The following is a 20,145-nucleotide window of genomic DNA, read 5'->3' as shown; positions in this document are numbered from 1 at the left end:
GAGAGATGGCACGACAGGACACGGACGACGGCGTGCAACTCGACCTCATCAGCGCAGAGCGCATGGAGGGGAAGACGAGCATGGAGAAGATTCGGATGATTCTCGACTCCGTCCACGACGGCGACATCGTCGTCTTGGAGAAGGGCTTGACGCCCGATGAGGAGTCGAAGCTCATCGAGGTCACGATGACCGAGATCAACCCGGACGGATTCACGGGTATCGAGATCGAGTCCTTCCCGCGTAGCGAGACGCAGGAGTCCGGCCTCCTCGGCCGCATCATGGGCAAGGAGGAGGATCCGGCGAAGCTCACGGTCATTGGGCCGGCGAACCAGATTCAGTCCCTCCACAAGGACGAGACGCTCATCAGCGCGCTCCTCAAGAGGCAGTAATGCCCCACCAGTGCACGAACTGCGGCCACACGTTCGCGGACGGGTCGAAGGAGATGCTCTCGGGCTGTCCGGAGTGTGGCGGGAACAAGTTCCAGTTCCACCCCGGCGAGATTCCCGACGACGCCGATGTCGGCGGTGACGAGGCACCGGAGCGCCCGGACACGGGCGGCGTCTCGTCGGCCGTTGGGAAGGCGGCGGCGACGGTCCGGGACTTCGTGAGCGACGGTCCCGACGTCGGCGCACCCGAAACGGAGGAGTCCTCCGCGGGCGCAGACGCGAACCCTGCGGAGTCCGGCGGTGCGGCGTCGAGTGCAGCCGAAACGGAGGGGGCGGCCTCGGACCCGGAACGTACCGATACCGAGTCGTCGCCCGACGCCACCCCCGAGGCCGACTCGCCGAGCGGCGATGGACGGGCGTCGCCCGACGCGGCTGCCGAACCCGTGAGCGCGGACGCCGACGCGGACGCATCGACTGTCGAGGCTGACACGGCGGCCGATGTCGAGGCGGCCGACGCGGACGCATCGACTGTCGAGGCTGACACGGCGGCCGATGTCGAGGCGGCCGACGCGGACGCATCGACTGTCGAGGCTGACACGGCGGCCGATGTCGAGGCGGCCGACGCGGACGCATCGACTGTCGAGGCTGACACGGCGGCCGATGTCGAGGCGGCCGACGCGGACGTGGCTGGCGCGGACGCAGCCGCTGTGTCCGACGACGCAGAGGACGCCGCGCAGGCGTCCGCGCGCACCGAGATGGTTACCTCCGACGACCTGCCGAAGGAACCGCCGAGCGACGGCCGGGTCGTCAAGGAGCCGGACGAGGACGCCGAGGAACCGGACATGGAGGCGCTCCGAGAGGAACTGAACGACCAGTTCGAGTCCATCAAGGTGCTCGCGCCCGGCCAGTACGAGCTGAACCTGATGGAGCTCTACGACCGCGAGGAGTATATCATCGCCTTACAGGAGAACGGCCGCTACGTCATCGAGGTCCCGGAGACGTTCGCGGGCCCGACTACCCGCGACGAATAACTGCCCGACGGCGGTTCGGACTGGGGCAATTCCTGTCCGCAGTCGCATCCTTTTGTACGCCACCTCACAAGGGAGAGCGATGTCTCTCTCCATTCCCTCGCATGCGCGTGTGACTAACACCGGAGACGCCGTCCGGTCCACCGACTCTCGACGCCGGAGGTGTCTCGCGTGAGCGCGCTCGACACGCTCGAGACGCTCGCGTCGTACGCGAACAAGTTCTTCGTCGTCTGGGTACTCGCGGCGGCGGCGCTCGCGCTCTACGCGCCGAGCGTCTTCACGCCCGTCCTCCCCTACATCACGCCGCTGCTCGGCCTCATCATGCTCGGGATGGGGCTGACGCTCCTGCCGGAGGACTTCCGGCGCATCGTCGAGCGGCCACGCGACGTCGCCATCGGCGCGCTGACGCAGTGGCTCGTGATGCCCGTCGCGGCGTACGCGCTAACGCTCGTGCTCGGCCTGCCGCCGGAGCTCGCGCTCGGCGTGGTGCTCGTCGGCGCGGCGCCCGGCGGGACGGCGTCGAACGTGATGACCTACCTCGGGAAGGGCGACGTCGCGCTCTCCGTCTCGATAACGACGGTGACGACGCTGACGGCGCCGATTCTGATGCCGGCGTGGGTGGTGACACTCGCGGGCGCGACCATCGACGTGACCTTCATGTCGCTGTTCACGGACATCGTGAAAGTCGTCTTCGTGCCGGTGCTCGCCGGGTTCGCGCTGCGTTACCTGCTCGACCGGTACGCGCCGCGGCTCGCCGAGGTCGGCCTGACGGTGTTCCCGACGGTATCGGTAGCGGCCATCGTCGCCATCGTCGCGGCCGTCGTCGCCGCGAACAAGGGCACCATCCTCGGTGCGGCAGTCGGGGCCGTCGCGGCCGTCGTCCTCCACAACGGGATCGGCCTGACGGCGGGCAACCTCGTCGGGCGCGCGACGGAGATGAGCGAGGACCGCGTGCGCGCGGTGACGTTCGAGGTCGGCCTGCAGAACTCGGGGCTCGCGGTGGCGCTCGCGACGGCGCACTTCAGCCCGCTCGCGGCGCTCGCACCCGCGCTCTTCAGCGTCTGGCACAACGTCACGGGGCCGGCGCTCGCGTCCTACTTCTCCGCGCAGGGCGACGCGACGCCCGGCGGCGAACCCCCGGCGCCCGAGAGCGCGGACTGACGCGAGCGCGAACTGCCCGATTTTAAGTGTATTCGGCGCAGACCGGCGTGTATGAGCACGGCTACGAAAATCGTCCTCACGACCGTCGGCCTGTCGGCTATCGCCTCCCTCGCGCTCATCGTGAGCTCGATGGGGTGATGTTCGAGCAACGAGACCTCCACCCGGACGTTGCAGCGGTCCGCGACGAGCATGCACCGGGCGCGCTCGTCTACGACACCGAGCGCGACTTCGAGGTGCTCCCCACCTCGGCGCTCACGGACCTGATGATGGTAGTCGACGATGTCGAGCCGCGCGGCTATCGTTCGGCGTGGCTCCCCGACGACCACCCCGAAATCCTCGACCGCCTCGTCGGCGACGACGTTATCGTCGGCGCGCCCGGTGACGGCAGCGTCACGTGGACGACGCAGACGACGCCGCCGGTCGTCCTCGTGAAGCCGCGCGTCGAGGGCTCGCCCGAGGACTTCGTCTCCTTCCTCGTCGCGGAGGCGCTCGTCGAGGCGGGTCTCGCCCTCCCCGAGCAGTTCCTCGGATTCTTCGGGGAGTCGTATCGCGAGTTCGCGGCGGCGACGCCAACGGACCCGACGACGACCTACCAGCTCGCGCTCGCGTGCTACGACGCCTACGTCGCCCTGCACACCCGCGACGTCTTCGAGACGTGGGCCGGCGAGTACGCGATGCTTGCCGAAGCGTGGGCGGACGCGGGCGAGCGCCTCCAGCCGCGTCTCGACGGGCTCGGGCGCGCCGTCGCGCGCGGCAAGACGGAGTTCGCGGACGCCGCCGAGTTGGCGGCAGGCGGCATCAAGCACGGCCTCGACGTCCCGGCGCCGTTCGACGCGCTCGACACGCTCGCCTACCGCGAGCACGGCGCGGCGTACGCCGTCACGTGGGCGGAGAAGCTCTTCGACTAGTTCTCAGAAGTCGGCGTCGACGCTGCCGTCCTCGTGGAGGCTGAGGACGCCGTCGCAGCACTCCTCGAAGCGCTCGATGGTCTCGGCGTCGTGGACCTCCGTGGAGACGTGGAAGAGGCCGACGGCGTCGTAGGCTTTGAGCAGGCGCGACATGCGTTCGAGCGCGTCGACGGCGCGGCCGTCGTCGGCGTAGTAGGCGAGTTCGGTGATGGAGTCGAAGCTGACGCGGCGTTTCCCCTCGTGGTCGGCGAGGAACTCCTCGGTGACGGTGCAGATGCCGTTGACGTCGTCGGGCGAGGAGACGTAGCGGATGTTGTCGCCGCTGCGGCGCGAGTACCCGCGGTCGACGGAGAGCGTGTCGAGGATTTGTGCGCGCGTCTCATCGACATCGTAGTGGTCGAGTTTCTGCATCACCTCGCGTGCGGTGGTGCGGGTCGAGATAACGAGGAAGGCGTCGGTGTCGGCCTTGAGGAAGTCGGTGTCGATGCGGTCTGTCTCCCCGATGCTCGGATGCAGGAGGAGGACGGCGGTACCACCCGGAATCGTCTCCGGTGCCCCGTCGACGGCGAGCCGGTAGTCCATACACGGTGGGTGTCGGGCACTGACTTAGTGGTACGTGATGTTGGCGAGTGACATAGTTGACGGGGCGACGCCGTCGAGGACGTCGGCGTCAGAAGACGCTGTCCGCGGTCGCCGCGCCGACGACGCTGAAGACGGCACCGACGCTCGTCGCTTTGAGTGTGAAGACGGCGAGGCCGATTGTGTCGACCTGCAGTTCGAGGTTCGCGGCGAACGTCCGGGGCGCACGGAAGGAGAGCGCGAGGAGGAGGACGGCGCCGTAGGCGACGAGCATCAGCGAGACGAAACGCACCGGGACTCCGGCGACGTCGGCTTCCTTCTCGGGGTCGCGTCCGTCGTCCGCCTCGTAGAGCGCGCCGTAGCCGATGCCGGCGACGATGCCGACCGTCATGAGCACGTGGTACCACGCCATTTGGGTGGCGAGTGCCCACACCTCCTCGGTGACGACGAACGGCCCGGCGAGCAGGAACCCGCCGACGACCTGTTGGGCGGTGTCGGCGAGCGCGTAGCGTTTCTTGCGTCCGACCATACTCGCTCGTCGGTCCCCCGCGGAATAAACCCACTCGCTCCGGTCGCTGGCACGGAACTAGTCACGTCCTACGGCCGGTCGTAGGAGACGTCGCGCACGTCGCCACCGCGCGTGACGGTGTGCGTCGCGGGGTCGGTGCGCGCGACCTCCTGCCCGCCTTTGACGACGCGGAGGCGGGGCGCGCGCTTCCGGAGGGCGTCGAACGGCGAGCGCGCGTCGTAGACGACGAGCGATCCCTCGGTGTCCTCCTCGAGGCCGTACTCGTCGCCGACCCCGACGACGTCGGCGTTCGCCTCGGTGAGCATCTCCCAGAGCGCGCCGACGTCGTCGCGGCCGCTCATGTGTGCGTAGTGCAGGAGGACGAACGCGGCGTCGAGCTGGTCGCCGACGCCGTAGTGGTACCACGGGTCCACGACCGAATCGTGGCCGATACCGACTGTCACGCCCGCCTCGCGCAGTTGGTCGATGCGAGTGTGGCCGCGCCGGCGCGGGTAGTCGTCGTAGCGCCCCTGCAGCACGGAGTTGTCCGGCGGGTTCGTGACGACGCTGACGCCGCTCTCCGCGAGCAGGCTCACCACCTTCCCCGCGTAGGCGTTCGGGTAGGAGTGCATCGCGGTGGTGTGACTCGCGGTCGTCCGTTCACCGATATCCCGTTTCAGGGCCTCGCTCGCGAGCACTTCGGTGAAGCGCGAGCCGGGGTCGTCCGTCTCGTCGATGTGGAGGTCGAGCGGGCGGCCGTGGCGCTCGGCGAGGTCGACCGCCGTCGTGACACCCTTCACGCCGTCCTCGCGGGTGTGCTCGTTGTGCGGGATGCCGCCGATAACGTCGACGCCCATCTCGACGGCCTCGCGGAGGAGGTCCTCGTGCTCGGGCGCGGTGAAGACCCCGTCCTGTGGGAACGCGACGACCTGGAGGTCGACGACGTCGAGTTCCTCGCGGAGTTCGAGGAGGGCCTCGACGCCGACGAGCGACGCCTCGGTGGTGTCGGCGTGCGTCCGCACCCGCGTAATACCGTGGCTGACCAGCCACTCGATGGTCTCGGTCGCGCGCGCCTTGACGTCCTCCTTCGTGAGGGCCTGCTTGCGGTCGGCCCAGACGTCGATGCCCTCCGCGAGCGTCCCGGACTCGTTCCACTGCGGGTCGCCCGCAGTCAGCGTCGCATCGAGGTGGATGTGCGGCTCGATGAGCGGCGGCGTGACGAGCCGCCCGTCGGCGCCGAAGGTGTCGCACTCCTCGAACGCATCGGGGTCGGCGTCGCCCGCTTCCCGGACGGCCTCGACGGTGCCGTCGCGGATCTCGACGTCCACACGTTCGCCGTCGAGCGTCGTGGCGTCCGTCACGAGGTAGTCCTGACTCATGGCTCGTGCGTCGCGCGTGCGTCGCAAAAGCGTGCCGTCCGTTCGACCCGTCGCGCCGGCCGCGTCGCTCACGCGCGAGGAGCGCGAAGCCGAATCCGTTTTCCCGCCGCCAGTTCTCCACGCCGGTATGAGCGTACGCGAGGAGTTCGACGACTGGGCGGCCTCGGGCCGCGACAAGGGCATGGAGGAGCGCCACTGGCACACCGCGAAGCACGTCCTCGCGCGAATGCCGGTCGAGGCGGACGACCGCGTCCTTGACCTCGGTACGGGGTCGGGCTACGCCCTCCGCGCGCTCCGCGAGCGCGGCATCGGGCGGGGCTACGGCCTCGACGGCTCCCCCGAGATGACGCGCAACGCCCGGTCGTACACCGACGACCCCGCAATCGGCTACGTCGTCGGCGACTTCGGCGACCTCCCGTTCGCGGACGACAGTCTCGACCACGTCTTCTCGATGGAAGCCTTCTACTACGCCGCCGACCCAATCGAGACGCTCGAGGAGGTCCGGCGCGTCCTCCGGCCCGGCGGCACCTTCTACTGCGCGGTGAACTACTACGAGGAGAACGTCCACTCCCACGACTGGCAGGCGAACATCTCGGTGGAGATGACGCGCTGGTCGAAAGCGGAGTACCGTGAGGCCTTCCGCGAGGCCGGCCTCTTCGTCGCCGAGCAGGACAACGTCGCGGACCGCGACGTCGAGATTCCCGACGCCTCGGAGTTCCCCTACGAGGGCTTCGCGTCGCGCGAGGCGATGGTCGACCGCTATCGCCGCTGGGGTACGCTCCTGACGGTCGGCGTCGCGCCCGAATAATCAGTCGGCGGCCTGCCCGCCGTCGACGGGGAGGGTGTGGCCGGTGATGTAGGAGGCGTCCGACGAGCAGAGGAACGCGACCGCGCCCGCCATCTCCTCGGGGTCGGCGATGCGGTCCATCGGGACGTCGCGCATCGCCGAGGTGTCGAAGTCCGCGCGCATCGTCCGGACGGCGAGTCGTACTAGTCGAAGCGCCGCCTTCGCGCGCTCGAGGAACGACCCTGTGGTGAGACTGCCCGTGATGCTCGACTGGATGTTCGTCTTCGTCGGCCCCGGCGCGATGGCGTTGATGCGGACGCCCCGGTTCGCGTATTCGAGCGCCGCGGACTTCGTGAGGCCGACGACGCCGTGCTTGCTCGCCGAGTAGCTCGACAGGCCACCCATCCCGACGAGGCCGGCTTCCGAGGCGGTGTTGACGATGGCGCCGCCGCCGTCCTCCAGCACGGGGAGTTCGGCCTTCATGCACGCCCAGACGCCCTTCAGGTTGACCTGCATGATGCGCTCCCAGTCGGCCTCGGTGACGTCCGTCACCTCCACGAAGTCCGTGAGGATGCCGGCGTTGTTGTGCGCGAGGTCGAGGTCGCCGTACGTCTCGACGGCGACGTCCACCATCCGCTCGACCGAATCGGTGTCCGAGACGTCCACCTCGACGAACGTCGCCTCACCCCCAGCGGCCTCGATTCGGTCGACCGTCTCGCGGCCCGCGTCCACGGTAATGTCCGCGACGACGACGTTCGCGCCCTCGGCGGCGAGGCGTTCGGCGGACGCGCGTCCGATTCCCGACCCGGCGCCCGTGACGAGCGCCGTCTTCCCGGAGAGTCCCTGCATGTGGTAGACTCCTCGCGGAGCCGACATAGGGCTTCGGCCCGATTAGCGCTCGAGGACGGTGGCGTCGTCGGGAGCGAAGCCGAGCGTCACCGACCCCGACAGCGGCTCGTCGAGGCGCGCGAGAATCGGCCGGCCGTTCCAGTCGAAGTGCACCCTGTAGGCGTCGCCGAGGAACTCGACGTCGGTGACGCGCGCGGCGAACTGATTGTGCGAGGCGTCCGCGTCCAGCGATTCCGGCCGCACGCAGAGCGTCACCGGGCCCGCGTGGTCGCCGGCGACCTCGAACTCTCGCTCGCCGACCGTCACCACGGACCCCCCTGTTTCCCCTCCAACCCCCCGACTCGCACGGCCGTCGAGGCAGTTATTCTCCCCGAGGAACTCCGCGACGAAACGCGTCGCGGGCGATTCGTAGACGGATTCGGGGTCGCCGACCTGCTCGACACGTCCGTCGTGTATCACGGCGAGTCGGTCGCTCACCGCGAGCGCCTCCGACTGGTCGTGGGTCACGTAGACGGTGGTGATGCCGAGTTCGCGTTGGACGCGCTTCACCTCCAGTCGCAACTGCTCGCGGAGGCGGGCGTCGAGCGCGGAGAGCGGTTCGTCGAGGAGGAGGACGTCCGGCTCGGGAGCGAGCGCGCGGGCGAGCGCGACCCGCTGGCGCTGGCCGCCCGAGAGTTCATCCGGCATCCGCTCGCCCATCCCTGAGAGGTCCACGAGGGCGAGCAGTTCGTCGACGCGCTCGTCGACGCTCCCGGCGGGCGGGTCGAACTGGAGGCCGTAGGCGACGTTTTCCCGGACGGTCATCGTCGGGAAGAGCGCGTAGTGCTGGAAGACGACGCCGACGTCCCGGTCCTCCGGGGGGAGCCCCGAGACGTCCCGCTCACCGAAGCGAATCGTCCCCGAATCCGGGGCTTCGAGGCCGGCGATACAGCGCAGCGTCGTCGTCTTCCCGCAGCCCGAGGGCCCGACGAGCGTGAAGAACTCGCCGTCCTCGACGTCGAGGTCGATGCCGCGCAGCGCCGTCGCGTCGCCGTAGTCCTTCGTGACACCATCGAGGTGGAGAGTGACGGTCACGGCTCCCACCGCCCGCCGAGGCGTTCGACGACGACGAAACTCGCCGCGGTGACACAGAGTAAGACGGTCCCCATCGCGGCGGCGGGGCCGAGATACGGGCCGACGGAGGGGTTCGAGAGGTATCGTTCGAGGGCGACCGGCATCGTGTAGGAGGCGCTGTCGCGCGCGAGCACGATAGTCGCGTTGAACTCGCCGACGCTGATGGCGAACGCAAACGCTGCGCCGGCGACGACGCCCGGCGCGACGAGCGGGAGCGTCACGTCCCGAAATGCCCGTGCGGGGCCGGCCCCGAGCGTCCGGGCGGCCGCGACGAGGTCGCGGTCGACGCGCGCGAGAAGGGGCGCGACGTTCCGCACGACGAATGGATAGCCGCCGACAGCGTGCGCGGCGACGATGGCGACCGGCCCCGTGACGGCGATGTGGTGGCCGAAAATGTCGACGCCGAAGACGAGGCCCTGCAGGAGGCCGATGCCGGTGACGACGCCGCTGACGGCGAGTGGCGCCATCAGGAGCGCGCCGGCGACGCGCGCCCAGCGCCCCTCACGGTTGGTGACGACGGCGATGCTGACGCCCATCGGGACGGCGAGCACGACGGCCCCGACGGCGAAGACGAGGCTGTTCTGGACGGCCACCGTGGGTCGTGCGCCGCCTGTTCCGAGCTGTTGGGCGACGAGGAAGGCGTAGTTCGCCGTCGAGAACGACCCGGCGCGGGTGAGGCTCTCGGTGACCATGCTCGCGAGCGGCCCGACGTAGAGGACGACGGCGACGAGCGCGTAGGCGGCGGCGAGCAGGCGTCCGAGGCTCGGCGGGCCGAGCAGGGGGACGCGCTCGACGGTGGCGACAGCGGTGCCGGACCCGCCGCGGCGCTCGTAGCGCAGGTAGAGGTAGGTGACGCCGAGCGTGACCGCGGCCTCGAGGACGGCGAGCGACGCCGCCTCCGCGAGGTCGAGGTTGGATGCGAGCGAGTAAATCCAGACTTCGACGGTCGCGAGGCGCAACCCGCCGAGCGCGAGGACGATGGGGAACGCCATGAAGTCGAAGACGAAGACGAGCAGGACGGACGCGAGGAAGGAGGGGAGCAACTGGGGGGCGACGACGTCGAGGAACGCCCGCCAGCGCGGCGCGCCGAGGGTGCGGGCTGTCTCGACGGCGCGCGCGTCCACGGTGTCGGCGGCGGCGACGACGAAGCGCGTGACGAGTGGCGCGTTGTAGAAGGTGAGCGCGGCGACGACGAGCGGCACGCTGAACGCCACGTCGATATGGAGGCCGACCACGCCGAGGACGTCGTTGAGGGTGCCGTGCGTCCCGAACATCGTGGTGAAGCCGACGGCGACCATGATGGCGGGGAGGACGAACGGGACGACGGTGAGCGAGCGAATCGTTTCTCTCCCTCTGAACTCGTAGCGCGCGAGCACGTACGCCCCGGGGAGGCCGACGACGACGGCGCTTGCGGTGCCGAGGACGGCGAGGTAGGCCGTGAAACCGAACAGGCCGGTCTTGACGGCTGGGAAGCCCGCCCGCACCCAGCGGTAGAGCGCGCCCGGAACGCTCGTCGGGTCGGCGAGCGCGCCCGCGAGCACGCCGAAGTAGAACGGGTCGGTGAGCGTCGCCCAGAGCGGCGCGAGCGAGAACGCGCCCTCCTCGGTGAACGCCGTGAGCAACACCGTCCCGACCGGGTAGTAGAACACCACGGCGAGGACGGCGAGCGTCGCGAGGAACGCTCCGCGCGCGCCGACGCGGTCGGCGACGCCGTAGAGGCGCTCCGTGACGGTCAGTGTTGTGCGACCAGACGAGCCCACTCCTCGACCCACCCTGTGACGTTGCCTGCGAGTTCGTCGTACGTGAAGGTCACGGGGTTCTCGGGCTCCTTGTTGTACTTCGCGAAGTTCCCGGAGAGCGACCCCGTCGTGGTCGCGGGCGACTGGTAGTTCAGCTGCGGGATGGTGTCCTGCGCCTTCGAGGAGAGCATGAAGTCGACGAACGCCGTCGCGAGGTCGCGCTCCTCGCTCCCGGCGAAGACGGCGGTGCTCTCGGGGTTCGCGTAGCCTTCGCCGTTCAGGAACACCACCCGATACTTGTCGAGGTCCTCGCCCTGGTTCGCGGCGTACACCTGCGCGGTGGAGTAGGAGACGACCATCGGCGCCTCGCCCTTCGTGTAGGCGCTGTAGGCGGCGTCCCAGCTGTCGAGCACGCGGACGTCGTTGTCGAGGAGGCTCCGCCAGTAGTCGAGGTAGCCGTCCGCGCCCTTCTGGTGGATCGTGTGGAGGAGGAACGCCTTTCCCGTATCGGAACTCTGGGCGTTCTCGGTGAGGAGGTCGCCCTTATAGCGGCTCTGCAGTAGGTCGTCGAACGACTGAGGGACCTTCTCGAGCGTCGTCGCGTCCACGACGGGCGTGATGTAGCCGGTGTCGAAGGGGAGTGCGCGGCCCTTCGGGTCGACGGTCAGCCCCTCCTTCACGTCGCCGGCGTGCGAGAGTTCGCTGCGGACTTTCGCGAACAACTGCTGGTCGAGCTCCTGGTCGACGCGGACGAGTTCGTCCGTGTTCAGGCCGACGTAGACGTCCGCGTCGATGGTCGCGCCGCGCTGGGCGCGCTGGATGTACTCGTTGATGTTCGAGGAGCCGGAGGTCGGCGTCGACCACTCGACGGTGACGCCGTCGTGGGCGGCCTCGAACTGCTCTTTGAGCCACGCGCCCGGCGAGTCCGACCCGTCGACGTACGAGGGATAGGTCGCGACGGTGAGCGTCCGCGATGCCGACGTCGTGCCGGTCGTGCCCGCCGTCGTGGTCGTCGACTCGGTCGTGGTCGTCCCCTCGTTGCCCGTACAGCCCGCGAGGCCGAGCGCGCCCGCCACGCCCGCCGCCCGCAGGTAGTCACGCCGCTTCATTACGTGGTGGTCACACTCGGTGATACACGTAGCTGTCGGTTCGACCCGACTCGCCGGCCCCCTGACCCACCCACCTCCTTTTTACTCCCGCCCGGAGAAGCAGCGGCCGTGCCGTACACCCGTCGTACTGTCCTCCTCGCCCTGTTCGCCGCCCTCGCGGCGCTCGCCGCGCTCCTCCTCTCTGACGTCCTCGGCACTGTGGTCTTCGCCACCACTGTCGCCTACCTCCTCGTCCCTGCCTATCGGCGCGTCCGCGAGCGCGATGTCCCCGCGTGGTGGGCGGCCGCCGCCACCACCAGCGCCGCCGCGCTCGGCGTGCTCGTCCCCATCGCCGCCTTCACTTACCTCCTCTATATCCGCTCCAGCGGCGTCCTCGCCTTCGTCCAGTCCCTCCCGTCGCGCTTCGTCCTCCAGCTCGGGACGTTCTCCTACACCGTCGACGTCTCCACGCTCACCACGGCGCTCACCGGGACGCTGCGCACCCTCGCCGTCACCGCCGTCAGCGCGCTCCCAGTCCTCGGCGTGAAGTTCACGCTCTTCGCCATCCTCGTCTTCGCGCTCCTCATCGCCCACGAGGAGGCCGAAGCCGCCGTGCTCGCCGCCGTCCCCCTCCGCTATCACGACATCGTCCAAGCGCTCGCCGAGCGTGCCCGCGACACCCTCTACGCCATCTACGTCCTGCAGGCCGCCACCGCGCTCGCGACGTTCGTCGTCGCCGCCCCCGTCTTCTGGATACTCGGGTATCCCTACCCCGTCACGATCGCCCTCCTCTGCGGCGTCCTCCAGTTCCTCCCCATCGTCGGCCCGAGCGTCGTCGTCGGCGCGCTCGCGCTCTACCAGCTCAGCGTCGGAAACGTCCCTGCGGCTGTCCTCGTCCTCGTCGTCGCCGGGTTCCTCGTCGCGTGGCTCCCCGACCCGCTCGTTCGCCCGCGCCTCTCCCGGCGCACCGCCCGCCTCCCCGGCAGCCTCTACTTCATCGGCTTCACCGGTGGGCTCCTCACCGTCGGCGTCATCGGCATCATCGCCGGGCCGCTCGTCGTCGCGCTGCTCGTCGAGGCCATCACCCTGCTCGCAGAAGAAGAACGGAAGACCCGCGCCTAGGCCTCCTCGAGCGGCCGACCCTCGGCCTTCCACTCGGTGAGGCTCCCCTCGTAGAACGCGACGTCCTCGTAGCCCAGCCACCGGAGCACGACGAAGGTGTGGCTGATGCGGCGCGCGGTGTTACAGTAGAGGACGACGTGCTTCTCGGGCGTTACGCCCTTCGACGCGAAGAGTTCCTGCACCTCCTCGCGGGGCTTGAGGCCGCGCGTCTCCTCGTCGACGACTTCCTTCCAGTCGAGGTTCACCGCGCCCGGGATGTGGCCCTCGGCGTACTCCTCGGGTTCGCGCGTGTCCACGATGACCGCGTCCTCGTCGTCCAGCGCCGCCTCGACTTCCTCGATGGTGACGAGTGGGGAGTCGTCGGGGCGCTCGACGGTGTACTCGCCGGCCTCGACGTCCGGGGAGTCGGTGCTCGTCTCGTGGCCCTGCATCCATGCCGAGTAGTCGCCGTCGAGGAGGTGGAGGTCCTCGTGGCCGTAGAGCAGCGCGGTGACGAGGAAGCGCGCGGCGAAGACGCCGTGCGTGTCGTCGTAGGCGACGAGCGTCGTGTCGTTCGAGACGCCGTGCTCGGCGAGCAACGTCGCCCACTCGTCCTCGGGCGGGAGCATGCCCTCCTCGCCGCCGCCGCGGAAGGTGTCGAAGGGGATGTTCACCGCGCCCGGGATGTGGCCGATGCCGTCGTACTCCCAGGCGTCCCGAACGTCCACGACGACGACGTCCGGGTCCTCTCTATGCGCATCGAGCCAGTCTGCGGAGACGATGACGTCCTCGTCCATCGCTCGCCTCTATAGCGCCCGCGTGGATACCGCTTCGGGTCGCGTCAGTCCGGCTCCGGACCCGTTCCATGCCCGATGTTGTCATACTCTCAACATCCCAGAAAGTGGCAACATACTCCTGTACCAGTGACGGTCACGACACCGTCGTCGCCGCACCACGCCGAATAGAGGCAAGACACGCCGTGAGGTGGAACGACCGGGGGAACCTGCGAACTGGAGAAGAATCATATGGCTGGGGTGGGAAGCCACGCGTATGGTAGACGACGACTACGCCAACGACGTTCTCGTCAGCGCAGGGTGGGTCGAAGACCACCTCGACGAGTTTGAATCCGACGACCCCGAATATCGACTCGTAGAGGTCGACGTCGACACCGAAGCGTACGAGGAGGAGCACGCGCCCGGCGCGATCGGCTTCAACTGGGAGACCCAGCTTCAGGACCAGACCCAGCGCGACATTCTCTCCAAGGAGGACTTCGCGACGCTGCTCGGCGAGCACGGCATCAGCGAGGACTCCACGGTTGTTCTCTACGGCGACAACTCCAACTGGTTCGCCGCCTACACCTACTGGCAGTTCAAGTACTTCGGCCACAAGGAGGTCTACCTCCTCGACGGCGGCCGTGACTACTGGCTCGACGAGGGCTACCCGACCACGGACGAAGTCCCCGAGTTCGACTCCGTGAACTACACGGCGCGTGGCCCCTTCGAGTCCATCCGCGCCTACCGCGACGACGTCGAGAACGCCATCGACCGCGGCATTCCGCTCGTCGACGTCCGCTCCCCCGAGGAGTTCAGCGGCGAAATCCTCGCCCCGCCCGGACTGCAGGAGACCGCGCAGCGCGGCGGTCACGTCCCCGGCGCGCAGAACGTCTCGTGGGCCGCGACCGTCCAGGAGGACGGCCGCTTCAAGTCCAAGGAGGAGCTCCAGGAGCTCTACGAGGACGAAGGCGTCACTGACGACCAGGAGGTCGTCACCTACTGCCGCATCGGCGAGCGCTCCTCCATCGCCTGGTTCGCCCTCAGCGAACTCCTCGGCTACGAGGACGTCACCAACTACGACGGCTCGTGGACCGAGTGGGGTAACCTCGTCGACGCCCCCATCGAGACCGGCAGCGGCGAGTAACGAGACTCCGGCGGAGTCTCGAAAAACGAGCGCCGCTTGCGGCGCGAGTAGCGCTTACACCTTCCTTCGTTCTTTCACGCCGCGTAGCGACCGCTCCGTCATCCGTCCTCACGACGCCCGTACGCGCCCCGTCGCCGGTGACGGTGGGTATTAGGCCTCCCGCGTGCAAGTCGCGGACATGACGCCCGACGAGTTCGTGGACGCAGTCCGCGACGACAACGACACCGCGCTCAGCCGCCTCGGCTCCTCGAAATCCCTCTACGCCGCCACCGGTGGCGACCTCGAGCCCGAGGAGGTCCTGCACGCCGCCGCGGACGCCGAACACGCCGCCGCCGAGACGTTCGCGCAGTGGGCCGCCGGCGAGGGAACCGACACACCCGCTGGCGAGACGTTCGCCGACGCCGCCGAGGAGGAACGCGAGCACTACGAGACCGTCCTCTCGAAACTCGACGAGGAACACGACCCGAGCGAGGACCTCTCCGCCATCCAGTCCTACCTCCGCGACCTCGACGACACCGTCGAGCGCGCCGGCGGCTTCGTCGGCCGCATCGTCGCCACCGAGAAGTCCAAGGAGCAGTATACGGGCTTCTTCACCGGGCAGGCCGACCCGATGACCGCCTCCACCTTCCGCGAGTTGAAGGGCGACCTCGAGGGGCAACTCGAGGCCGCGCGCGACCTCCTCGAGACCGTCTGCGAGGACGAGGACGACTGGGAGCGCGCGAAGGAAGCCGCCGACGGCGCCATCCAGGCCGCCTACGAGGAGTACACCGAGCAACTCGAGTCGATGGGCGTCAACCCGAAGCCCGTCTGCTGAGCGAGCCTACCGCTCCGTCTGCTCCGCCTCGCTCTCCGCGTCGCGCTCCCCGGGACGGAGCGTCGGGTCATCCGGTGGGTCCGTCTCCCCTATCTCGCCCACCGTCACGGCGAACACCACGACGCCGACGACTCCCAGCAACACCGCGCCGAGCGGTCCGAGCAGGAGGAACCCGAGGACGCCGCTCACGACGAGTGCGACGGCGACGCCGACAGCGTAGCCCGTGGACATACCCACGACAATTCGGCTCAGTGACAAAAACGTGGGCCTCGACGCCCCGCGCTCGACCGCGCGTTCGAGCATCGCCGTGCTACGGCCGCGACGCCGACGACGCAAGGTGACCACAACATCGCGGACGTGCAAGGTGACCAGGGCGTCGCGGCCGGCACCGGCGGCGGATTTTCTCCGCTCACCGAGAAATATTTCCGGGTCGTTCCGAGCGCTGAGGGGCTAGCGGCCGTCGCGGAGTCGACTCCCCGTCGGCTCCGGCAGGCTCGCCGACTCGATGGCCGCGACCACCGCGTCGACGTCGTACTCGACGCGGCGCTCCGTCACCGACAGCTCGTCCAGGTCGAGAAGCGCGTAGGCCGCGCGCGCGTCCCCGTCGCGCGGCTGGCCGACACTGCCCGGGTTCACGACGACACCCTCGTCGTAGACCTCGTGGCCCTGCACGTGCGTGTGCCCGAGGACGAGGACGTCCTCCGCTTCGAGGAGCGACGGCGAGAACTCCCGCGGATAGGTGTAGTGGTCCTTCTGTCTCGGGTGGTCGTGGACGACCTTCACCCGGCCGTCGAGGACGACGCGCTCGCGCGGGAGTGACTCCACCCACGCGCGCTCGTCCGGGCCGAGGCGCCGCTTCGCGTGCTCGATACCCGCCTTCGCCATCCCGTTCCCCCCGAAGTTTCGCCCCGTCGCCACCATCCGGTCGTGGTTCCCCATTACCGTCGGGACGTCCCGCTCGCGGAGGAGTCCGACGCACTCCGCCGGCCACGGGTTGTAGCCGACCACGTCACCGGCACAGAGCAATGCGTCCACGGCCGGCATGTCGTCTAGCACTGCCTCCAGTGCCACCCGGTTGGCGTGGACGTCGGAGATAAGGCCGACGCGCATACGTCCCGTATACCCGGCGCCTCAAAAACGCTGGCGGCGCTCGTTCGCCCACCGTCAGACGCTCGACTGCCGCTTCGACACTCGCCCTACTCCGGACCGTTGTAGAGCGCGGGCTCGACCTCGCCGTCCGCCACCTCGGCGGCCGCCGCACAGACCGCGTGCTCGAAGTCCGCCTCGTACACCTCGCGCGCCGCTGCCATCGCGTCCGTGGCGTCGAGGGTGTACGGCTCGGGGTCGTCCTTCTCGTAGGTCGCGACGAGTGTCGGCTCCGTCACGCGCTCGACCAGTAGGGCGTCCGCGCGTACCGTCCCGATGTAGGCCTCGTCCTCGGCGACGACGCCCGCGATGCGTGGGGTGTCGTAGTCGTCCTTCTCGTAGTCGAGCGCGAACAGCGCCGACACCAGCGCGTCCCGCGGCGGATAGCCCAAATCGAGTTTCTCCGCGATCGGGTCGACGTGCGAGCCGTTCCCGACGACCGCGAGGCCGTCGCCCGCCTCACGCACGCAGTTGTACGCGATGTAGGGGTTGTCCGTCTCCGGGGCGTCCGGCGTCGGACCGACCGTGAGCGCGTCGTCGCGCGCGGTGACGTGGCGATTCGGGAACGACCGAGAGGAGACGCGGTACGCCCCGAGACCGGGGCCCACCACGACGAAACGACCGACGTACATACACACGTTCGTGTGTTTATCGCGGGTATATAGGTGGCGATGTATGCACGGATGGGGCGCATCGGCTCGCCGGCCTCGTCGCGACGGGGACGACCGCGGGCGTATCGTCGGAGTCCGCAAGACTCATATTCGGCCACCGTTTACGCTCTGGTGCGCAGCGACGACGCGCGTAGTTCCATGGGGTAGTGGCCAATCCTGTTGCCTTCTGGGGGCAACGACCCAGGTTCGAATCCTGGTGGAACTACTACATTTCCTCTCGACGCTTCTGCCGAGAGCGCCCGTAGTGTCCGTTTTTGGGCTTCCCGTCGTCACCGCCGTCCTCTGTTCCCTCTCTCACGTCCGTCAGGGTTGGGAGTGTCCGCTCGAGAAACCCCTCTGAGAATGGACAGTCCGTGACCTCGGGCTGAGAGATGGTCGCCAACGACGCCGTTCCTCGAGTGCTCACGGCGGTCGCGCGAGCGGCCGTCGCGTTACTCGACGCGGAGTTCGCCGTCAGACGTCCCACTCCCTTCCTCCCACTCGAGTTCGAACTCGACGCTCGTCTCGGCGGGGCCGGCCCCCGTCTCCTCCTCGACTTTCGTCTCGAACGTCACGCGCTCGGGTGGGGAGAGCGTCACGGACTCCCCGCCGGCGCTGAGAGTGACGTCCTCACCGGCGTCGAGATTGTCGGCCACCTGTCGGAGGAGCGCCGCGACGTCGCTGCGGCTCCGCTCGCTCTCGGCCGCGAATATCGTCTCTTCGGGCATACCTATCTCTACGGGCGCCCCGTGGATAAGTCGTCCTCACACCTCGGCGACGAAGACCGAGCAGAACCCGCCGAACAGCCGCGTCTCCCGGCAGTTCGTGGCACGCTCGCGCGCGGCGGCGTGCGCGTCAGCGACGGCGGAATCGAGCGCGTCCGCCGCACCCGCGGGCGTTCCCGGAGCGCCCGTGCGGACGAACGCCCGGAAGAGCGGGTTCGCGAGGCGTCCCACCGGCGCGGTGCTCGTCGTCGCCTCGAGGAGGACGAGCCGGCCGCCCGACTCGAGCAGGTCACACCACGCTTCGACGGCGCGCGCCGGGTCGTCGAGCACGCCGACGACGAACGACGCGAGCACGGCATCCACGGGCGCCGCGACCGGCGGGTTCGTGGCGTCCGCACGGACGAGCGCCGCGTCCACGCCGGTTCGGCGAGCGCGCGCGAGCATCCCTGGGACGGCGTCGACGCCGACGACGCGGCCGGTCGAGCCGACGCGCTCGCGGAGGCGCGCGAGGTTCGCGCCCGACCCACAGCCCATCTCGACGGCGGTGTCGCCCGCGTCGAGGGCGAGCGCGTCGGCGGCGGCGTCACGCACCCGCGAGACGCCGGGCGCGTTCCGCGCGAGCACGTCGTAGCAGCGCGCCCACCGGTCGTAGAAGGCGAGCGTTCGGGCGGCCTGTGTGGACATCGCGTCGGGGTGACGCGCGCCGCCGGGTAATACGTGGTGGGGTCGGCCACCCAGTTTTTCCACGCCGCCGTCGTCTCCTCGCACGATGGCTTCGCGACTGTCGTACGCGCGCACGCTCCTCTGGGCCGTCGTCCACGAGGTGCGCGCCGAGCGCGTCACGTTCCTCGCGGGGAGCGTCGCCTACCACGCCTTCGTCTCCCTGCTCCCCTTCCTCCTCCTCGCGTTCGCTGTCGTTTCCGCCGTCGGCGACGCTAGCCTGGAGGCCGCGCTCCTCTCGATGACCCGGGCCGCGCTCACGACGGGTGCGGGCGACGCCGTCGTCAGGCAACTCGAACAGACGTCGACGAGCGTCTCCGTCCTCGGGCTGGTCGTCCTCCTCTGGGGGACGCTACGTATCTTCCGCGGCCTCGACACCGCGTTCAGCGACATCTACGAGTCGTCCGCGGAGAACACCTTCCTCGACCAGCTCCGCGACGGCGTCGTCGTCCTCGTCTCCGTCGCGCTCGCCGTCGTCTTCGCCGGCGTACTCGAACACGTCGTCTCCGCCTCCGTGGCGGGCACGCTCGCGTGGGTCGGCCACCGCTTCGTCCTCGTCGTCGGCCTCGCCGTCGCCTTCTATCCGATGTACTACGTCTTCCCCGACCAGGACGACATGACGCCCCTCGAAGTCCTCCCGGGCGTCCTCTTCGCCGCCGGCGGCCTCACCGTCTTCGAGTCGCTCTTCCGCGTCTACGTCGCCTACCGCAGTCCCTCCAGCGTGCTCGCGAGCGTCCTCGTCTTCCTCACGTGGCTCTACTTCAGCGGGTTCGTCGTCCTCGTCGGCGCCGCCGTCAACGCCGTCGCGTCCAACCGGAGCGCGGACGTCGACGTCCCGCCGCTCCTCGGCGGCGTCCCCGCGCGCTCCGATGAGGTGACGACGACGTCCACCGACCGCGAAACGCTCGCCGAGGACGTTCGTGGCCTCCGCGAGCGCCTCCCGGCCGCGGACGCAGTGACGATTACGGTGGACGGCGAGGAGGTCGACCTCCCGCCCCCGGACGCCGCGGACGTCTCCGTCGAGTCGACGTCGCTCCCGCTCGTTTCGGGTGCGGTCCGCATCGAACTCCGGTGGGTGCCCGACGAGACGGAGGAGTAGCGTCAGACGCCCGTCGGTCGCACGCGGGCGCCGTTTCGGGTGGAACTACGGGGATTCCTCGCGCTCCTCCTCGTCCATCACGTCGAGTTCGCGCTCCGGGTTGTACTCGTTCTCGTCGCCGTGCTCCTCGCCCGCCTTCCCCGTGAGCTCGCCGAGGACGGCCTCGCGGACGTCCTGCGGCGTGTCGTACTCCTCGGGTGCGAGGCGGTCGAAGACGTCGCCGAGCGTCTCCGTCTCGTTCGGTAGCTCGTTCACTCGGTCGCTGTACGCCGCCTTCAGTTCGCTGGCGTTCGTCGGGTACTCCAGGCCCTGGACGGTCTCGTCGATGATGTTCTCGACGTGCTCGGCCCGCTCGTGCTTGCGCTCGGACGCGGTGTCGCTCGGGTCTGCCATATCGGGACGTACCGACGCCGCCCGGAAGAACGTAGTGGCTACTCGCGTCTTCGCG

General features: G+C 69.2%; 24 protein-coding genes and 1 tRNA gene. 11 read left to right on the top strand and 14 right to left on the bottom strand.

Annotation, left to right across the window (positions count from 1 at the left end):
• Positions 1-5 precede the first annotated feature (5 nt).
• From ACQUS8_RS07875 to ACQUS8_RS07855, 5 genes are all read left to right on the top strand, one after another.
• Positions 6-389, top strand: a complete 384-nt coding sequence (locus tag ACQUS8_RS07875) for a DUF2073 domain-containing protein (protein ID WP_435099212.1) — start codon at positions 6-8, stop codon at positions 387-389.
• Entirely contained in the window at positions 389-1,417 is a 1,029-nt protein-coding gene (locus ACQUS8_RS07870) for an OapC/ArvC family zinc-ribbon domain-containing protein (RefSeq protein WP_435099210.1), read from the top strand. Before ACQUS8_RS07875 ends, ACQUS8_RS07870 begins: the two co-directional genes overlap by 1 nt.
• A gap of 168 nt (positions 1,418-1,585) precedes the next feature.
• Complete coding sequence (locus ACQUS8_RS07865) at positions 1,586-2,575, top strand: bile acid:sodium symporter family protein (RefSeq protein ID WP_435099208.1); 990 nt, start codon at positions 1,586-1,588, stop codon at positions 2,573-2,575.
• A gap of 51 nt (positions 2,576-2,626) precedes the next feature.
• A complete protein-coding gene (locus ACQUS8_RS07860) occupies positions 2,627-2,713 on the top strand; it encodes a hypothetical protein (protein WP_435099262.1) in 87 nt (28 codons plus the stop codon).
• Positions 2,713-3,483 (top strand): DUF7089 family protein, encoded by a 771-nt coding sequence (locus ACQUS8_RS07855; RefSeq protein WP_435099206.1) that lies wholly within the window; start codon positions 2,713-2,715, stop codon positions 3,481-3,483. The genes ACQUS8_RS07860 and ACQUS8_RS07855 overlap by 1 nt, the downstream gene beginning before the upstream one ends.
• Before the next feature lie 3 nt (positions 3,484-3,486).
• Here the strand turns inward: ACQUS8_RS07855 and ACQUS8_RS07850 are convergent, their stop codons facing one another.
• The 3 genes from ACQUS8_RS07850 to ACQUS8_RS07840 form a co-directional block, all read right to left on the bottom strand.
• Positions 3,487-4,065, bottom strand: coding sequence for a DUF7090 family protein (locus ACQUS8_RS07850; protein WP_435099204.1), 579 nt, complete (start codon positions 4,063-4,065; stop codon positions 3,487-3,489).
• An 88-nt stretch (positions 4,066-4,153) separates the two neighbouring features.
• A complete protein-coding gene (locus tag ACQUS8_RS07845; protein WP_435099202.1) occupies positions 4,154-4,591 on the bottom strand; it encodes a DUF2391 family protein in 438 nt (145 codons plus the stop codon).
• Between the two features lie 68 nt (positions 4,592-4,659).
• On the bottom strand, positions 4,660-5,949 hold the full coding sequence (locus ACQUS8_RS07840) for a cytosine deaminase (protein ID WP_435099200.1): 1,290 nt from the start codon (positions 5,947-5,949) through the stop codon (positions 4,660-4,662).
• Between the two features lie 127 nt (positions 5,950-6,076).
• On the opposite strand from ACQUS8_RS07840, the gene ACQUS8_RS07835 reads away from it, so the two are divergent.
• On the top strand, positions 6,077-6,757 hold the full coding sequence (locus tag ACQUS8_RS07835; protein ID WP_435099198.1) for a class I SAM-dependent methyltransferase: 681 nt from the start codon (positions 6,077-6,079) through the stop codon (positions 6,755-6,757).
• On the opposite strand, the gene ACQUS8_RS07830 is transcribed toward ACQUS8_RS07835, so the two are convergent.
• From ACQUS8_RS07830 to ACQUS8_RS07815, 4 genes are read right to left on the bottom strand one after another with little or no spacing between them, the layout of a single operon-like run.
• Complete coding sequence (locus ACQUS8_RS07830) at positions 6,758-7,585, bottom strand: SDR family NAD(P)-dependent oxidoreductase (RefSeq protein ID WP_435099196.1); 828 nt, start codon at positions 7,583-7,585, stop codon at positions 6,758-6,760.
• 42 nt (positions 7,586-7,627) lie between these two features.
• Positions 7,628-8,668, bottom strand: coding sequence for an ABC transporter ATP-binding protein (locus ACQUS8_RS07825; protein ID WP_435099194.1), 1,041 nt, complete (start codon positions 8,666-8,668; stop codon positions 7,628-7,630).
• The gene (locus ACQUS8_RS07820) at positions 8,656-10,458 is read right to left on the bottom strand and encodes an ABC transporter permease (RefSeq protein WP_435099192.1); all 1,803 of its coding nucleotides are present in this window, start codon (positions 10,456-10,458) and stop codon (positions 8,656-8,658) included. The genes ACQUS8_RS07825 and ACQUS8_RS07820 overlap by 13 nt, the downstream gene beginning before the upstream one ends.
• A complete protein-coding gene (locus tag ACQUS8_RS07815) occupies positions 10,431-11,546 on the bottom strand; it encodes a thiamine ABC transporter substrate-binding protein (protein WP_435099190.1) in 1,116 nt (371 codons plus the stop codon). Before ACQUS8_RS07815 ends, ACQUS8_RS07820 begins: the two co-directional genes overlap by 28 nt.
• A 108-nt stretch (positions 11,547-11,654) precedes the next feature.
• Between ACQUS8_RS07815 and ACQUS8_RS07810 the strand changes: the two genes are divergently transcribed.
• A complete protein-coding gene (locus tag ACQUS8_RS07810; RefSeq protein ID WP_435099188.1) occupies positions 11,655-12,647 on the top strand; it encodes an AI-2E family transporter in 993 nt (330 codons plus the stop codon).
• On the opposite strand, the gene ACQUS8_RS07805 is transcribed toward ACQUS8_RS07810, so the two are convergent.
• Positions 12,644-13,423, bottom strand: a complete 780-nt coding sequence (locus tag ACQUS8_RS07805) for a sulfurtransferase (protein ID WP_435099186.1) — start codon at positions 13,421-13,423, stop codon at positions 12,644-12,646. The genes ACQUS8_RS07810 and ACQUS8_RS07805 overlap by 4 nt on opposite strands.
• A 253-nt stretch (positions 13,424-13,676) precedes the next feature.
• On the opposite strand from ACQUS8_RS07805, the gene ACQUS8_RS07800 reads away from it, so the two are divergent.
• Together ACQUS8_RS07800 and ACQUS8_RS07795 are read left to right on the top strand one after the other, a co-directional pair.
• A complete protein-coding gene (locus ACQUS8_RS07800) occupies positions 13,677-14,543 on the top strand; it encodes a sulfurtransferase (RefSeq protein ID WP_435099184.1) in 867 nt (288 codons plus the stop codon).
• A 178-nt stretch (positions 14,544-14,721) separates the two neighbouring features.
• Positions 14,722-15,357 carry a rubrerythrin family protein gene (locus ACQUS8_RS07795; protein WP_435099182.1) on the top strand — a complete coding sequence of 212 codons (636 nt, stop codon included), beginning with the start codon at positions 14,722-14,724 and terminating at the stop codon, positions 15,355-15,357.
• A gap of 6 nt (positions 15,358-15,363) precedes the next feature.
• On the opposite strand, the gene ACQUS8_RS07790 is transcribed toward ACQUS8_RS07795, so the two are convergent.
• The 3 genes from ACQUS8_RS07790 to ACQUS8_RS07780 all read right to left on the bottom strand — a co-directional run bounded on the left by ACQUS8_RS07790 (position 15,364) and on the right by ACQUS8_RS07780 (position 17,135).
• Positions 15,364-15,588: a hypothetical protein gene (locus tag ACQUS8_RS07790; RefSeq protein WP_435099180.1), complete on the bottom strand. Its 225-nt coding sequence runs from the start codon at positions 15,586-15,588 to the stop codon at positions 15,364-15,366.
• A gap of 219 nt (positions 15,589-15,807) precedes the next feature.
• The gene (locus ACQUS8_RS07785; protein WP_435099178.1) at positions 15,808-16,467 is read right to left on the bottom strand and encodes a metallophosphoesterase family protein; all 660 of its coding nucleotides are present in this window, start codon (positions 16,465-16,467) and stop codon (positions 15,808-15,810) included.
• An 86-nt stretch (positions 16,468-16,553) separates the two neighbouring features.
• Complete coding sequence (locus ACQUS8_RS07780) at positions 16,554-17,135, bottom strand: IMP cyclohydrolase (protein WP_435099176.1); 582 nt, start codon at positions 17,133-17,135, stop codon at positions 16,554-16,556.
• Between the two features lie 171 nt (positions 17,136-17,306).
• Here ACQUS8_RS07780 and ACQUS8_RS07775 point away from each other — a divergent pair.
• Positions 17,307-17,379 (top strand) — tRNA-Gln (locus ACQUS8_RS07775).
• 226 nt (positions 17,380-17,605) lie between these two features.
• Here the strand turns inward: ACQUS8_RS07775 and ACQUS8_RS07770 are convergent.
• Together ACQUS8_RS07770 and ACQUS8_RS07765 are read right to left on the bottom strand one after the other, a co-directional pair.
• A complete protein-coding gene (locus ACQUS8_RS07770; protein WP_435099174.1) occupies positions 17,606-17,881 on the bottom strand; it encodes an amphi-Trp domain-containing protein in 276 nt (91 codons plus the stop codon).
• Between the two features lie 36 nt (positions 17,882-17,917).
• Complete coding sequence (locus ACQUS8_RS07765) at positions 17,918-18,562, bottom strand: class I SAM-dependent methyltransferase (protein WP_435099172.1); 645 nt, start codon at positions 18,560-18,562, stop codon at positions 17,918-17,920.
• Positions 18,563-18,647: 85 nt separating this feature from the next.
• On the opposite strand from ACQUS8_RS07765, the gene ACQUS8_RS07760 reads away from it, so the two are divergent.
• Positions 18,648-19,697, top strand: coding sequence for a YhjD/YihY/BrkB family envelope integrity protein (locus tag ACQUS8_RS07760; RefSeq protein WP_435099170.1), 1,050 nt, complete (start codon positions 18,648-18,650; stop codon positions 19,695-19,697).
• 45 nt (positions 19,698-19,742) lie between these two features.
• On the opposite strand, the gene ACQUS8_RS07755 is transcribed toward ACQUS8_RS07760, so the two are convergent.
• Positions 19,743-20,090, bottom strand: coding sequence for a DUF5789 family protein (locus tag ACQUS8_RS07755; RefSeq protein ID WP_435099168.1), 348 nt, complete (start codon positions 20,088-20,090; stop codon positions 19,743-19,745).
• Positions 20,091-20,145 lie beyond the last annotated feature (55 nt).

The sequence above is a fragment of the Halarchaeum sp. P4 genome (assembly GCF_051195175.1).
Taxonomy (GTDB): domain Archaea; phylum Halobacteriota; class Halobacteria; order Halobacteriales; family Halobacteriaceae; genus Halarchaeum.
The sequence above is the reverse complement of the archived record's forward strand: the minus strand, read 5'-3'. Positions and strand labels throughout refer to the sequence as shown.

What these genes read in the sequence shown, in the direction of transcription:
- ACQUS8_RS07875 (WP_435099212.1), top strand. Translation starts at nt 6, where the DNA reads ATGGCACGACAGGACACGGACGACGGCGTGCAACTCGACCTCATCAGC.
- ACQUS8_RS07785 (WP_435099178.1), bottom strand. Translation starts at nt 16,467, where the DNA reads ATGCGCGTCGGCCTTATCTCCGACGTCCACGCCAACCGGGTGGCACTG.
- ACQUS8_RS07845 (WP_435099202.1), bottom strand. Translation starts at nt 4,591, where the DNA reads ATGGTCGGACGCAAGAAACGCTACGCGCTCGCCGACACCGCCCAACAG.
- ACQUS8_RS07780 (WP_435099176.1), bottom strand. Translation starts at nt 17,135, where the DNA reads ATGTACGTCGGTCGTTTCGTCGTGGTGGGCCCCGGTCTCGGGGCGTAC.
- ACQUS8_RS07870 (WP_435099210.1), top strand. Translation starts at nt 389, where the DNA reads ATGCCCCACCAGTGCACGAACTGCGGCCACACGTTCGCGGACGGGTCG.
- ACQUS8_RS07850 (WP_435099204.1), bottom strand. Translation starts at nt 4,065, where the DNA reads ATGGACTACCGGCTCGCCGTCGACGGGGCACCGGAGACGATTCCGGGT.
- ACQUS8_RS07800 (WP_435099184.1), top strand. Translation starts at nt 13,677, where the DNA reads ATGGTAGACGACGACTACGCCAACGACGTTCTCGTCAGCGCAGGGTGG.
- ACQUS8_RS07790 (WP_435099180.1), bottom strand. Translation starts at nt 15,588, where the DNA reads ATGTCCACGGGCTACGCTGTCGGCGTCGCCGTCGCACTCGTCGTGAGC.
- ACQUS8_RS07795 (WP_435099182.1), top strand. Translation starts at nt 14,722, where the DNA reads ATGACGCCCGACGAGTTCGTGGACGCAGTCCGCGACGACAACGACACC.
- ACQUS8_RS07770 (WP_435099174.1), bottom strand. Translation starts at nt 17,881, where the DNA reads ATGCCCGAAGAGACGATATTCGCGGCCGAGAGCGAGCGGAGCCGCAGC.
- ACQUS8_RS07755 (WP_435099168.1), bottom strand. Translation starts at nt 20,090, where the DNA reads ATGGCAGACCCGAGCGACACCGCGTCCGAGCGCAAGCACGAGCGGGCC.
- ACQUS8_RS07815 (WP_435099190.1), bottom strand. Translation starts at nt 11,546, where the DNA reads ATGAAGCGGCGTGACTACCTGCGGGCGGCGGGCGTGGCGGGCGCGCTC.
- ACQUS8_RS07830 (WP_435099196.1), bottom strand. Translation starts at nt 7,585, where the DNA reads ATGCAGGGACTCTCCGGGAAGACGGCGCTCGTCACGGGCGCCGGGTCG.
- ACQUS8_RS07805 (WP_435099186.1), bottom strand. Translation starts at nt 13,423, where the DNA reads ATGGACGAGGACGTCATCGTCTCCGCAGACTGGCTCGATGCGCATAGA.
- ACQUS8_RS07760 (WP_435099170.1), top strand. Translation starts at nt 18,648, where the DNA reads ATGGCTTCGCGACTGTCGTACGCGCGCACGCTCCTCTGGGCCGTCGTC.
- ACQUS8_RS07855 (WP_435099206.1), top strand. Translation starts at nt 2,713, where the DNA reads ATGTTCGAGCAACGAGACCTCCACCCGGACGTTGCAGCGGTCCGCGAC.
- ACQUS8_RS07765 (WP_435099172.1), bottom strand. Translation starts at nt 18,562, where the DNA reads ATGTCCACACAGGCCGCCCGAACGCTCGCCTTCTACGACCGGTGGGCG.
- ACQUS8_RS07835 (WP_435099198.1), top strand. Translation starts at nt 6,077, where the DNA reads ATGAGCGTACGCGAGGAGTTCGACGACTGGGCGGCCTCGGGCCGCGAC.
- ACQUS8_RS07860 (WP_435099262.1), top strand. Translation starts at nt 2,627, where the DNA reads ATGAGCACGGCTACGAAAATCGTCCTCACGACCGTCGGCCTGTCGGCT.
- ACQUS8_RS07840 (WP_435099200.1), bottom strand. Translation starts at nt 5,949, where the DNA reads ATGAGTCAGGACTACCTCGTGACGGACGCCACGACGCTCGACGGCGAA.